This is a genomic window from Ralstonia psammae (genome assembly GCF_958405935.1).
GTDB classification, from domain to species: Bacteria; Pseudomonadota; Gammaproteobacteria; order Burkholderiales; family Burkholderiaceae; genus Ralstonia; species Ralstonia psammae.
In genome coordinates this window covers 194526-207935 of sequence record NZ_CATZBU010000006.1, presented here as the reverse complement: position 1 = coordinate 207935, position 13410 = coordinate 194526, and the positions used below count along the sequence as shown (strand labels likewise).

Annotated in this window: 11 protein-coding genes; 5 read left to right on the top strand and 6 right to left on the bottom strand. The window is 65.3% G+C overall.

Translation table 11 applies throughout. The features are described from left to right. Positions 1 to 66: 66 nt before the first annotated feature. From R2N16_RS14835 to R2N16_RS14825, 3 genes are all read right to left on the bottom strand, one after another. Entirely contained in the window at positions 67 to 543 is a 477-nt protein-coding gene (locus R2N16_RS14835; protein ID WP_316666502.1) for a GNAT family N-acetyltransferase, read from the bottom strand. A gap of 81 nt (positions 544 to 624) precedes the next feature. Then, positions 625 to 1812 (bottom strand): acetylornithine transaminase, encoded by a 1188-nt coding sequence (locus R2N16_RS14830; RefSeq protein ID WP_027680743.1) that lies wholly within the window; start codon positions 1810 to 1812, stop codon positions 625 to 627. 271 nt (positions 1813 to 2083) lie between these two features. Continuing rightward, on the bottom strand, positions 2084 to 3133 hold the full coding sequence (locus tag R2N16_RS14825; protein WP_316666501.1) for a CDP-6-deoxy-delta-3,4-glucoseen reductase: 1050 nt from the start codon (positions 3131 to 3133) through the stop codon (positions 2084 to 2086). A gap of 80 nt (positions 3134 to 3213) precedes the next feature. On the opposite strand from R2N16_RS14825, the gene R2N16_RS14820 reads away from it, so the two are divergent. Both R2N16_RS14820 and R2N16_RS14815 read left to right on the top strand, forming a co-directional pair. Beyond that, positions 3214 to 4215, top strand: coding sequence for an NAD-dependent epimerase/dehydratase family protein (locus R2N16_RS14820; protein ID WP_316666593.1), 1002 nt, complete (start codon positions 3214 to 3216; stop codon positions 4213 to 4215). A 1-nt stretch (position 4216) separates the two neighbouring features. Beyond that, positions 4217 to 5884: a GGDEF domain-containing protein gene (locus R2N16_RS14815; RefSeq protein WP_316666500.1), complete on the top strand. Its 1668-nt coding sequence runs from the start codon at positions 4217 to 4219 to the stop codon at positions 5882 to 5884. 2 nt (positions 5885 to 5886) lie between these two features. Here R2N16_RS14815 and R2N16_RS14810 read toward each other — a convergent pair whose 3' ends face one another. Beyond that, a complete protein-coding gene (locus tag R2N16_RS14810) occupies positions 5887 to 7704 on the bottom strand; it encodes a chloride channel protein (RefSeq protein ID WP_316666499.1) in 1818 nt (605 codons plus the stop codon). Continuing rightward, on the bottom strand, positions 7691 to 8146 hold the full coding sequence (locus R2N16_RS14805; protein WP_316666498.1) for a MarR family winged helix-turn-helix transcriptional regulator: 456 nt from the start codon (positions 8144 to 8146) through the stop codon (positions 7691 to 7693). Before R2N16_RS14805 ends, R2N16_RS14810 begins: the two co-directional genes overlap by 14 nt. Before the next feature lie 242 nt (positions 8147 to 8388). Between R2N16_RS14805 and R2N16_RS14800 the strand changes: the two genes are divergently transcribed. Genes R2N16_RS14800 through dkgB form a run of 3 tightly spaced genes read left to right on the top strand, consistent with a single transcriptional unit; the run spans position 8389 to position 11366 of the window. After that, positions 8389 to 9333, top strand: a complete 945-nt coding sequence (locus R2N16_RS14800) for a TIGR03571 family LLM class oxidoreductase (RefSeq protein WP_316666497.1) — start codon at positions 8389 to 8391, stop codon at positions 9331 to 9333. After that, complete coding sequence (locus R2N16_RS14795) at positions 9330 to 10532, top strand: MFS transporter (protein WP_316666496.1); 1203 nt, start codon at positions 9330 to 9332, stop codon at positions 10530 to 10532. Before R2N16_RS14800 ends, R2N16_RS14795 begins: the two co-directional genes overlap by 4 nt. A 27-nt stretch (positions 10533 to 10559) precedes the next feature. Beyond that, a complete protein-coding gene (gene dkgB, locus R2N16_RS14790) occupies positions 10560 to 11366 on the top strand; it encodes a 2,5-didehydrogluconate reductase DkgB (RefSeq protein WP_316666495.1) in 807 nt (268 codons plus the stop codon). Positions 11367 to 11471: 105 nt separating this feature from the next. Here dkgB and ilvD read toward each other — a convergent pair whose 3' ends face one another. Beyond that, positions 11472 to 13331 carry a dihydroxy-acid dehydratase gene (gene ilvD / locus R2N16_RS14785; protein ID WP_316666494.1) on the bottom strand — a complete coding sequence of 620 codons (1860 nt, stop codon included), beginning with the start codon at positions 13329 to 13331 and terminating at the stop codon, positions 11472 to 11474. Positions 13332 to 13410: the final 79 nt, after the last annotated feature.

The window sequence follows — 13410 nt, the reverse complement described above, 5'->3', positions numbered from 1 at the left end:
GCGCCATCAAGCACCATGAGAAAGCCCCGCAATTGCGGGGCTTTTTCTTTGCGCGTGACCAACGTTTCAAGCCGATGCCGCCGTGTAGATGTTCGGCCGGTGCAATTGCATGAACCCGACACCTTCAGGCACGTCGGTAAAGCCATGCTTGCGATAAAGCCAGTCGGCGCCCGTGGTGACCAGCACGGTACGGCGCAGGGTCTGCAGGTCCGGGTGCGTGCCCAGGAAATCCATCAGCGCGTGCGAGACGCCTTTCCCGCGCCACGCCGGCAGCACGAACACATCGCACAGGTACGCAAACGTCGCGCGATCGGTGATGACGCGCGCAAAGCCCACAATGTCCCCACGTGAGCCATCGACGTTCAGTCGATAGGCGGCGAAGCACAGCGAGTGTGCGACCGATCGATCGAACACCTCGCGCGGCAAGCCGCGAGCCCAATACGTTTCCTGCGAGAGGAAGTTGTAGATCTGGTCCAGCGGGAGCCACGCGGAATCATCGGACAAAACGATCCCCGTGGCCGGAACTTCTCGCGTCACGGCCATGGCAAACCTCAGAGTGGGAGCAGAGATGGGGCGATGAAGGGCGACACGCATTGCGTGCCGCCCCCGGTCATGCGCTGCGCTTTAGGCGTGCGCTTTCAGCAGCGTGCGCAGCATGCCGATCATCGTGTCGATTTCTTCGGTCGTCACGTTCAGCGCAGGCATGAAGCGCAGGATGTTCGGGCGCGGGGCGTTCAGCAACAGGCCCGTCGGGTTCATCTCGCGCGCAGCTTCAACCAGTTGGCCGCCGATGTCCTTGCCGAGCAGCAGCGCGCGCAGCAAGCCGTTCCCGCGCTCGCCAGCCAAGCCGAACTCTTCGCTCAGCTTGAGCAGTTGCGTGCGCAGATAGGCGCCGCGTTCTTCCACGCCGGCCAGGAAGCCGGGGGCCAGCAACTGCTCGATCACCGAGCAGCCCACGGCCGTCATCAGCGGGTTGCCGTTGTAGGTGCCGCCCTGGTCGCCGGCTTCGAAGCTTGCAACTTCATCCGTGCACAGCAGGGCCGACAGCGGCACGCCACCGCCGATGCCCTTGCCCAGCGTCATGATGTCCGGCTCGATGTTCGAGAGCTGGTAGGCGAAGAGGGTGCCGCAGCGGCCGCAACCGGCCTGCACTTCATCAACGATCAACAGGATCTTGTGCTTCTTGGTCAGCGCGCGCAGTTGCTGCATGAACTCCGGCGTGGCCGGCAGCACGCCGCCTTCGCCTTGCACCGGCTCCAGCATCACGCCGACGGTCTCGTCGGTGATGAGCGCTTCCACCGACGCGATGTCGTTCAGGATGGCTTTCGGGAAGCCCGGCACCTGCGGCGCGAAGATGGTGTCCCAGCCGGCTTTGCCCGATGCGCTCATGGTAGCGAGCGTGCGGCCGTGGAAGCTGTGGTCGAAGGTGATGATCTGGAAGGCGCCATTCTTATGCTTCTTGCCCCACTTGCGGGCGAGCTTGATGGCGCCTTCGTTCGCTTCGGCGCCGCTGTTGGCGAAGAACACCTTGTCGAAACAGCTGTGTGCGGTCAGCAGGCCGGCCAGCTTGGCCATCGGCTCGTTGTAGAAGGCCGGGCTGGGGTTGATGAGCTTCTTGGCCTGGGCGTTCAGCGCTTCGATCATGCCGTCGTTGGAGTGGCCAAGACAGTTGACGGCCCAGCCTTGCACGAAGTCCAGGTATCGCTTGCCGTTGTGGTCCGTCAGCCACGAGCCCTTGCCTTCGGTGAAGACGATCTCGGGCCGGTTGGTGATGTACATCAGGGACTGGACGGGGTAGTCAGCAAACGCCATGGCAAAGCTCCAGAAAAAGGCGGCAGGAAGATGAAAAAGCGGAGAAACGCGAGTTGGAAAAAGACAAAGGCCACGGGGGTTGCCCCGTGGCCTTGTGATCGTCGAATCCTGTGAACCCGATATGCAATCAGCAGACAGCCGCGTGGCTTCCCGGAGGGAGCAACGTACGGCGGCGTCGGAGGTGCAGGGCTTGGTTCATAAGGCGCAAGAATAAGACGGATGCCAAGTCAAGTCAAAACGAAATTTTGACGCGCTTGGGATTTGTGCAACGTCAGCCGGCCGGGTGGAGGTCCGCCTCCGAGGTGAAGGAATCGGCGAAGAACGCATCCGGGTGCATCCGGCACTGGGCAGCGAAATCCGTGCGGGCCGAGTTGATCACCACCGGCGCGCCGCAGGCGTAGACCTCGTGGCCCGACAGATCGGGGTGGTCGGCCATCACGGCTTGGTGAACGAAGCCGGTGCGGCCGGTCCAGGCATCTTCGGGCAGGGCGTTGGAGACGACCGGCACATAGGTGAAGTTGGGCAGCGTGCGCGCCCATTCTTCGGCCTTGGCGTGCATGTACAGGTCTTGCGGGCGGCGGCCGCCCCAGTACAGCGTCATCGGGCGCGTGCTGCCGATGAACTGCGCATGCTCGATGATCGCCTTGATGGGTGCGAAACCGGTGCCCGAGGCCAGCAGGATGATCGGCTTGTCCGACTCTTCACGCAGGAAGAAGCTGCCCAGCGGGCCCTCGAAGCGTAGGATGTCGCGCTCCTTCATGGCCGGGGCGCCTTCCTTGGCGCCGAACACGTAGTCGGTAAACGCCCCGCCCGGCATGTGGCGGATGTGCAGCTCGATCGGGCCGTCGTCGTGGGGGGGGTTGGCGATCGAGTAGCTGCGGCGCTTGCCGTCGCGCAGCAGGAATTCGACATACTGCCCGGCCAGAAATTGCATACGCTCGGTGGCAGGCAGTTGCAGCTTGACGATGGTGACGTCCGGCGCAGCCTTTTCCAGCGACACGACGCGGCAGGGAATTTTCTTGATGGGTACGTCGCCGGCGCCTTGCACCTCACGCACTTCAATCGTGACGTCAGTGGCGGGCGTGGCGCAGCAGAACAGCGCACGGCCTTCGGTGGCCTCCTGAGCGGAGAGCGCGTTGGGGGAGTGCGTTCCCTGGACGATGGAGCCCTCGCGCACGTTGCCCTTGCAGGAGCCGCACGCGCCGTTCTTACAGCCGTATGGCAGGCCGATGCCCTGGCGCAGCGCTGCTGCAAGGATGGTCTCGCCGTCTTCGGCCTGGAACTGGCGGCCGCTGGGCAGCACGTTGATCTGGTAAGCCATACTACAATCCGAATATGTTGAAAAGAGTGTCTGGTCGCCCGTCTGGGCACGCAATGATGGTCAATCCGGCAGCACGTCCGATGGTGAATCAGTCAGTCGCTCCGCCGTCCAAATCTGCACCACGCCTGGGGCTTCCACGCGTGCTGATCGTCGGCTGCGGCGATGTCGGGCAACGCTGTCTGTCGATGCTGCGCACGCGCTTTCGCGTCTTTGCCGTCACCTCGCGCCTTGACGGTCGCGCTGCGTTGCGCGAAGCCGGCGCCGTGCCGATTGTCGCCAATCTGGACGATGCCGCGTCGCTGCGCCGCCTGCGGGGCATCAGCCCACGCGTGCTGCATCTGGCGCCGCCGCCCGCTGTCGGCAACGATGATCCGCGTACTGCCAAGTTACTGCACACGCTGGCGCAACCGGCCCCGATTTCCCGAGCCACAAAACGTCGCATTTTACCCGAGCGGGCGCGCAGGTCTGGTGGCCTTACTGGCCGCTTGAAAACCCGCCTCCAAGCGCGCGCGTTCGTGTATGCCAGCACCAGTGGCGTCTACGGCGATGCGAGTGGCGCCTGGGTCGACGAATCCCGCCCCGTGAAGCCAACGACGGCGCGTGCCCAGCGCCGTGTCGCCGCGGAGCGCCGCGTGCGCTGGTTCGGTGCGGGCGGCGGCTGGCGCACGTCGATTTTGCGCATTCCCGGCATCTATGCGGCTGACCGCCTGCCCGTCGCGCGGCTCGAACGCGGTACGCCCGCCCTGCGCGCCGAGGACGACGTCTACACCAACCACATCCACGCCGACGACCTGGCGCGCGCCGTCGTTGCCGCGCTGTTCCGGGGGAAATCGCAGCGCGTTGTGCATGCCAGCGACGCGTCGGAACTGCGCATGGGCGATTACTTTGACGCCGTGGCCGACGCGCGCGGCTTGCGGCGGCCACCGCGCATTTCGCGAGCCGAGGCCATCGAGCAGATCGAGCCGGCGCTGCTGTCGTTCATGAGCGAATCGCGCCGGCTGCGCAACACGCGGCTGACGCGCGAGTTGCGCGTGGCGCTGCGCTACCCGACGGTGGCGGATTTCCTGGGCAGCGAGGCCTGACGTGAACGCGCCTGCGCCCGCCCCTGCAACGTCGTCGCATGGCGCCCGGCTGCGCGTTGCGCGGTTGGCGCTTTGGCTCTCGGCAGTGGTGGTGGGCGTGGGCGTCTCTTGGTTTGCCGCCTGCATCGTGGCTGACGCGATGAGTGCGCGCGACGTGCAGCAGATGGTCGATGCGCGGCGCCAGCTGGCTGCGCAGGTGGCGGAGGGGATGTCGAGCCAGATCACGGCCGACGTGGCCTTGCTGCGCGCGCTGCCGCAAACGCTCGCACAGATCGACGCCATCCCGCGCGCCGTGGAGCGCGTCGACACCCGGCGCTGGAATCTGATGGACCAGGGCTCGCGTGCCGAAGAAGCGATGTCGCATCCGGAGGTGGTGGACATCGACGCATTCCTGAATACCACCGCCGGCAATCTCGGGCTGGACTACGTGTGGGTCGTCAACCAACACAATTACGTGGTACTGGCCAATAACGCCGGTCATGCCGATTCGTTTGTCGGCGTGCAGTCGAGCATGCAGCCGTACATGAAAGAGGCGATGCTGGGCGGCCTGGGCGAGCAGTTCACGGTGGGCCGGGTGACGGGCGTGCCGGGCCTGTTCTTCGCCGCGCCGGTGTATGACGCCGGCGGATACCTGGTCGCGGCGATGGGCACCAAGGTGAGCCTCGCGCGGCTGCAGCACTGGGTGTCGCATCCGACATCGCTCGTGACCGATCCGAACGGGTTGATCATCCTGTCGACCGATGCGTCGCTGGTGGGCAAGATCCTTCCGGATGCGCGCCTGCAGCACCTCAGTGCCAGCGATCGGTACAACGCCTACCAGCGCGTCGACTTCGATACCTGGCCTTATCAGCCCACCGCGAAGGCGCATCACGACGTGCCCGGCTGGGTGCCGGCCGAGGTGCGCGATACGCTGGCTTGGCGCGACGGCAGTCCGATGCCATCGCTCACGGTGTCACGCAATGCGAGTGCGGACCTCACCGTCGTCGTGGCCGAGCCGCTGCCTGCGTGGGGCCAGCAGATCGCCAACCATGCGCGCAATCGCATGATCGGCTTCGTGTTGTTCGTGAGCGTGATGGTGATATTCGTGCTGGTGGCGTGGTCTCTGGTGCGCGAGCGGCAGCATCATCGCGTGACGCGCCATCTGAACCAGCGGCTGCAGCGCACCAACAGCGCGCTCGCCAACGAGGCGCATTTCGACCATCTGACGGGGGTGCTGACGCGCCGCCGCTTCCTGGCGCTGTTTGATACGGTGCTCGCCCGTTCTCACAACCGCGCTGAACCACTCGTGCTGGTGCTGGCCGATCTGGATCACTTCAAGCGCATCAACGACACATGGGGCCACGCCGTGGGCGACATGGCGCTGCAGCGTTTTGCGTCGCTTGCCACGAGCGTGCTGCGCAGCAGTGATCTGGTCGGGCGCCTGGGCGGCGAGGAATTCGGCATGGTGATGGGCCGGACCACGCTGGAGACAGCCACCGAGGTGGCGGAGCGCTTGCGTACGGCGGTGGCCGAGACCGACGAAAATTTTCCGACCGGGCTGTCGATGACCGTCAGCATGGGCATGACCGTCTGCCGGCCGGGCGATACCGCGTCGGAGATGCTCAAGCGTGCCGACCTGGCGCTGTATCGCGCCAAGGAAAGCGGGCGCAACCGGCACGTGGCCGGCTGAAACTAGCGCGCTAGCCGGCCCGCACGGCGGCGCCGCAGTTCAAGCTGCGTGCGCGTGCCCGACAGCGGCACACGGCGGAAGCGCTCGCGGCGCTGTTCCTCATCAAAGAACGCCAGCGACGGTTTGACCAGATCGCTGCGCGAGACAATGCCCACCAGTGCGCGTGACTGCGAATCGGCCACCACCGGCAGCCGTTCCAGCCCATGCACTGCCAGGCGCGTGGCGACGATGCGGCAGGTCTCGCCGGGCAACGCCATCACGGGGGCATTCGCACCAAACAACTCGGCAACGGTGACCGCGCCGCGCTTGTGGCCCGCCAACAGTGCATCGCGATCGAGCATGCCGATCAACGCGCCGTTCGGACCGCCTTGCACCACCGGAAACGCGCGGTGCGCCTGCTTGGCGCCAAAGCGATTGGCAAGCGTATCGGCCAGCGTGGCCTGGGCGTCGATGGTCTGCACCGAACGTGTCATCACCTCATCGACAGCGTGGCGCTCAAGCGGGTCGACAGCGTATTCGCGATAGATGTGGAAGCCGCGGCGCGCGATCTTCTCGGTCATGATCGAGCGCGGCATGGTCAGCACGACAAAGCCGTAGGACACCGCCACCGCCAGCAGAATCGGCAGCAGCGCGTTCACATCGTGTGTGAGCCCGAAGGCGAAGACGATGGCCGTGAGCGGGGCGCCCAGCACACCGGCCAGCATGGCGGCCATGCACACGAGCGGCCACAGGCCCGGGTCACCACCGGGTAGCACGGGCCCGATGAGCACACCCAGGCCAGCGCCCATCATCAGCAACGGGGCCAGCACACCGCCCGACGTGCCCGAGCCCAGCGCGATCACCCAGATGATGGCCTTGACCACCAGCAGCGCGAGCGCCACGCTGATGGCGAGATGGTTGTGCAGCAAATCGCCGATGACGTCGTAGCCGACACCCAGCGCACGCGGCTCGAAATAGCCGCCAATGCCCACAACCAGACCGCCGATGGCCGGCCACCACATCCAGTGGATCGGCAGGCGGCCGAACAGGTCTTCGGTTTTGTACAGCGCCATCGACAGCGAACGCGCCAGCGCACCGCACAGCAACCCGGCGACCACGCACGAGCCCAGCGCAGGCAGTGTTGCCGGCGCGGTTTCCAGCGGGAAGAGGGGGCCGGGTTCCAGCACCAGCACACGCAGGAAGCCCGCCACCGCGCACGCCACCGCCACCGGCAGCATGCTGCGCGGGCGCCATTCGAACAGCAGCAGTTCCACCGCCAGCAGCAGCGCCGCCACCGGCGTGCCGAACACGGCGGTCATACCCGCCGTGGCACCGGCCACCAGCAGCGTCTTGCGCTCGGCAGCCGTCAGCTTGAAGAACTGCGCAAACAGCGAGCCGATTGCGCCGCCCGTCATGATGATGGGGCCCTCTGCGCCAAACGGGCCGCCGCTGCCAATCACGATGCCCGACGACAGTGGCTTGAGCACCGCCACCTTGGGCGACATCTTGCTCTTGCCGAACAGGATGGCTTCGATGGCCTCGGGAATGCCGTGGCCGCGGATCTTCTCCGAGCCGAAGCGCGCCATCAGCCCGACGATCAGCCCGCCGATGAGCGGCACCGCGATCACCCAGGGGCCGAGCGTGTTGGCGGCCGGCGAGCGGTCCGCCAGCGACAGCGTCTGGAAAAAGAACAGGTTGGTGAAGAATCGGATCAGGTTGAGCAGCACCACCGCAGCCAGCGTGGCAAACGCAGCGATGACGACCGCCAGCGCTGTGGTGCGGAACAGCGTGGTGTCGGTCGCAAAGTCGCGCCGATGCTGGTGGTGTTCAAGGGTTTGCATGACGTGGCTGCTCGGCGGGTGGTTCGGCGGGGTGATCGAGGTGGGGAATCTTGAACGCGCGGCTGAAGGCCGACAGCTCGCTCTGGTGCAGCCCGGCCAGCAGCGCGACGAGGTGGTCGCCCTTCCTGGAGAGATGGACTTCTACCTGGCGTGCGTCGGTGTCGCTCTGACGGCGTTCGACCAGGCCCGCTTCTTCGCAGCGCGTGATGAGTGCCGCCGTGCCGTGCGGTGCGGCCTGCAGGCGTTCGGCCAGTTCGCCAACGGTGGCCCATTCGCGCCCGGCATAGCCTTTCACGTGCAGCAGCAACTGATACTGCAGCGGCGTGATGCCCTTGGCGTGGATCAGGTCTTCGGAGGCGCGCAGGAAGCGGCGCAGGTGGTAGCGGAAATCGGAGAGGCTCTCGAAATCCTGCTTGGACAAAGGTCGTGCTGGGGTAGACATGGCGGAATCAAAAGGTTCGTGGCGGAATATATCATGGCATGACATATTCTGGAAAGCGGGCCCGGTTGCTGTATTGCCGATCTGGAGTGCGTTCTGAGTTGCTCGGATTGTTGATTAACAATCAAGACTGTTTCGTCGAGGGACGGGTTTCTCTGCAAAGGTAGAGCCCGCACACTGCGATCCATGCTCATTGCACTGGTCGCGGGCGCTCCGCCTTCAGCGCTCTTGAACCGGTTACAACCATGTCCCCTGCACTCGACAAACTGACACACGGCGGCTTCAGCATTGGCATCGAGTTGCCGCTCGACAACGATTGGTCCCCCGCCGGCGATGCCAAGCGCCTGCGCGATGGGCGCCGCCACGGTGTGCCCAATATCGAACACCACGCGACCCTCGCGCAACTCGCGGATTCGCTTGGCTTTCGTGCCCTGTGGGTGCGCGATGTGCCGGTGTACGATCCTGCATTCGGCGATGCTGCGCAGGTGTTCGAGGTGTTCTCGTACCTGGGCTACCTGGCTGGCATCACACGCAACATCCTGCTGGGCACAGCCGCCGTTGTCCTGCCGCTGCGCGAGCCGCTGCTGACGCTCAAATCGGCCGCGACGATCCAGGAGCTGAGCGGCGGTCGTCTGCTGCTCGGCGTGGCGAGCGGGGACCGGCCAGTGGAGTACCCGCTGTTCGGCCGCGACTTCGAATCGCGCGGTGCAAGCTTCCGTGACCAGATCGCGCTATTGCGTGACGGTGCGCGTGGCAGCTTGCCCGCCGGCGTGGAAATCCTTCCGGCCGCGCGCACACCGTTGCCGCTGCTCGTGGCCGGCCTGGCGCAACAGACGCCGGGCTGGATCGGCGCACACATGGATGGTTGCCTTGCCTATCCGGGCACGCCCGCCGACCACGCGCAACGCGCCCTCGCATGGCGCGCCGTTGCGGGCGACAAGCCCTATGTGAGCTTCATCCATCTCGACCTGGCGGAAGACCCGCACGCACCGCTGCAACGCCACCGCTTTGGCGCACGCGCTGGGCGCATCGCACTGTCCGAAGAACTGGCGGCGATGCGCGAAGCCGGTGTGCAGCATATCGGGTTGCATTTCCGCCGCAATCGTCGCCCGCTTGCTGAAACGTTTGCGGAAATCGCGGCAGAGGTTCTGCCCGCCTTCCAACCCTCTGCATTGGAGTCCACCGTATGAACCCCACCCCCACTTCCGCCGAGCCCGCACGCAGCGGCGCGACGCTGCCGCTGCTCGCGCTTGCCGCCGGCGCCTTTGGCATTGGTACCACCGAGTTCTCGCCGATGGGCTTGCTGCCCGTGATTGCCGACGGCGTACATGTATCGATTCCGCAGGCCGGCATGCTGATCAGCGCATACGCCATCGGCGTGATGGTTGGCGCGCCGATCATGACGCTGCTGCTCGCACGGTGGCCACGACGCAAGGCGCTGATCGCGCTGATGAGCATCTTCACCATCGGCAACCTGCTGTCGGCCGTTGCGCCGGATTACACGACGCTGCTGCTCGCACGGCTCGTCACCAGCCTCAACCACGGCGCGTTCTTCGGGCTCGGTTCGGTAGTTGCCGCCAGCCTCGTGCCGCGCGAGAAGCAGGCCAGCGCCGTGGCAACGATGTTCATGGGCCTGACGATCGCCAACGTCGGCGGCGTGCCGGCCGCGACGTGGCTTGGCCAGATGATCGGCTGGCGCATGTCGTTTGCCGCCACGGCAAGCCTGGGCCTGATCGCCATCGCCGGCCTGTTCACAGCATTGCCGAAGGGTGATGCCGGCAAGATGCCCAATCTGCGCGCCGAACTGGCCGTGCTGACACGGCCCGTCGTGCTTGGCGCGCTTGCCACCACGGTGCTCGGCGCGGGCGCGATGTTCACGCTGTACACGTATGTTGCTCCGACGCTCGCGCAATTGACCGGTGCCTCCCCCGCGTTCGTGACGGCGATGCTGGTGCTGATCGGCATCGGCTTTTCGATCGGCAACATCGCCGGTGGTCGCTTGGCCGATCGCTCGCTCGACGGCAGCCTGATGGGCTTTCTGTTGCTGTTGATCCTGACGATGCTCGCCTTCCCGGTGCTCGCCAAAACACACGTGGGTGCGGCCGCCGCGCTGCTGGTGTGGGGCATTGCCACCTTCGCGGTCGTGCCGCCGCTGCAGATGCGTGTGATGCGTGCTGCGGCTGAGGCTCCGGGGCTCGCATCGTCGGTCAATGTGGGCGCGTTCAACCTCGGCAACGCGCTGGGCGCGGCAGCCGGCGGCGCGGCCATCTCTGCGGGCTTTGGCTATGCGGCTGTGCCGATTGTGGGCGCGGTGATCGCGGCGGCAGGCCTCGCTCTGGTTGGTCTGCACGTTGTGCAGCGCCGAACGCGCCTGGCCATGAACCCCTGATTCGATTCCCCCTATTTGGAGCACAAGATGAACAAGATTCCTGCTTTCGGTCTTGGCACGTTTCGCCTGAAGGGCCAGGTTGTCATCGACTCGGTTCGCCATGGCCTCGAACTCGGCTACCGCGCAATCGACACGGCGCAGATCTACGGCAATGAAGCCGATGTGGGCGAGGCAATTGCCGGCTCGGGCGTCCGTCGCCAAGACCTGTTCCTGACCACCAAGATCTGGGTCGACAACTACGCCAAGGACAAGCTCGCGGCGAGCCTCGAAGACAGCCTCGCCAAGCTGCGCACGGACTACGTCGACCTCACGTTGATCCACTGGCCTGCGCCCAACAACGGCGTGTCGCTCGAAGAATTCATGACCGCGCTGGCCGATGCCAGGGCCAAGGGGTTGACGCGCCGGATCGGCGTCTCGAACTTCAACATTGCACTGACGCAGCAGGCGATTGCGGCGGTGGGCAAAGACGCCATCGCCACCAACCAGATTGAACTGAGCCCGTATCTGCAGAACCGCAAGCTCGTCGATTTCCTGCAGCGCGAGGGCATTCACGTCACGTCGTACATGACACTCGCATACGGCAAGGTGCTGGGCGATCCGGTCATCGGCGCAATTGCGCAGCGGCATGAGGCGACGCCGGCGCAGGTCGTGCTGGCCTGGGCGATGCAGCTCGGCTATTCGGTGATCCCGTCGTCGACCAAGCGCGAGAACCTCGCGAGCAACCTGCGCGCGCAAACTATGCAACTGACGGCCGACGACATGGCGCAGATTGCCGCCCTTGAGCGCAACGGCCGCGAAGTTTCACCCGATGGGCTTGCGCCGCAGTGGGATTGAGCGTCACGCTACCGACGCCATAGACAAGGCCACGCACCGATAGAAAAAAAGCCGCTCCGAAGAGCGGCTTTTCTGCAGCAGTCGGGCGCTGAGCCCACCGCCGTATCAGTCGTCCAGTTGCGACAGGTCGCGCACCGCGCCCTTGTCCGCCGACATGACAAGCTTGGCGTACGCCTTGAGCGCCGCCGATACCTTGCGCGGACGCGGCTGCGCGGGCTTCCAGCCCTTGGCGTTCTGCTCTTCGCGGCGACGCGCGAGTTCTTCATCCGACACCAGCACGTTGATCGTGCGGTTGGGGATGTCGATGCGGATCTTGTCGCCGTTACGCACCAGGCCAATCGCGCCGCCTGCAGCGGCTTCCGGCGAGCAGTGACCGATCGACAGGCCCGACGTACCGCCCGAGAAGCGGCCGTCCGTCAGCAGCGCACAGGCTTTGCCCAGGCCCTTTGACTTGATGTAGCTCGTCGGGTACAGCATTTCCTGCATGCCCGGGCCGCCCTTCGGGCCTTCGTAGCGCACGACCACCACGTCGCCGGCCTTGACCTTGTCGGCGAGGATGTTCTCGACCGCTTCGTCCTGCGATTCCGTCACGTGCGCCGTGCCTTCGAACACGAGGATGCTTTCGTCCACGCCGGCGGTCTTCACCACGCAGCCGTCCAACGCGATGTTGCCCCTCAGCACAGCCAGGCCGCCTTCCTTCGAGAACGCATGCTCGTTCGAGCGGATGCAGCCCTCGGCGCGGTCCAGATCCAGGCTCGGCCAGCGCGTGTTCTGGCTGAATGCGACTTGCGTCGGGATACCGGCCGGGCCGGCACGGTAGAACGTCTGCACGGCTTCGTCCGACGTGCGGACGATGTCCCATTGGTCCAGCGCGTCTTTCATCGTGGGCGCGTGCACGGTCGGTGCGTCCGTGTGCAGCTTGCCCGCGCGGTCCAGCTCACCCAGGATGGCCATGATGCCGCCGGCGCGGTGCACGTCTTCGATGTGGTATTTGTTCGTGTTCGGCGCAACCTTGCACAGCTGCGGCACGACGCGCGAAAGGCGGTCGATGTCTGCCATCGTGAAGTCGATCTCGGCTTCCTGTGCGATGGCCAGCAGGTGCAGGATCGTGTTGGTCGAGCCGCCCATCGCGATGTCGAGCGTCATCGCGTTCTCAAATGCCTTGAAGCCGACCGAGCGCGGCAGCACGCGCTCGTCTTCCTGTTCGTAGTATTGGCGGGCGAGTTCAACGATGCGGCGGCCGGCGCGCTTGAAGAGTTGTTCGCGGTCTGCATGCGTGGCGACCACGGTGCCGTTGCCCGGCAGCGACAGGCCCAGCGCTTCGGTCAGGCAGTTCATCGAGTTGGCCGTAAACATGCCCGAGCACGAACCGCAGGTGGGGCAAGCCGAGCGCTCGACTTCTGCCACTTCCTCGTCGGAATACTTGCTGTCGGCCGCAATCACCATCGCGTCGATCAGGTCGAGCTTCTTGATTTCGATGGCCTTGGTGACGGGGTTGGCCAGGCGCGTCTTGCCGGCTTCCATGGGGCCGCCCGACACGAAGATCACCGGAATGTTCAGGCGCATGGCGGCCATCAGCATGCCCGGCGTGATCTTGTCGCAGTTCGAGATGCACACCATGGCATCGGCGCAGTGCGCGTTGACCATGTATTCGACCGAGTCGGCAATGATGTCGCGGCTGGGCAGCGAATACAGCATGCCGTCGTGGCCCATGGCGATGCCGTCATCGACAGCAATGGTATTGAATTCCTTGGCAACGCCGCCCGCAGCTTCGATCTCGCGCGCGACGAGCTGGCCGAGGTCTTTCAGGTGCACGTGGCCGGGAACGAACTGGGTGAACGAGTTGACCACCGCGATGATCGGCTTCTGGAAGTCTTCGTCTTTCATGCCGGTGGCGCGCCACAGCGAGCGTGCCCCCGCCATGTTGCGGCCGGCGGTGGAGGTTTTGGAACGGTATGCGGGCATTTTGGGTGCTGAAGAAAGTCGATTGTGGGGCGGGCCTCGCGGATACAGGCCCTCGTGCCCGTGCGATCAACCTCTTGAG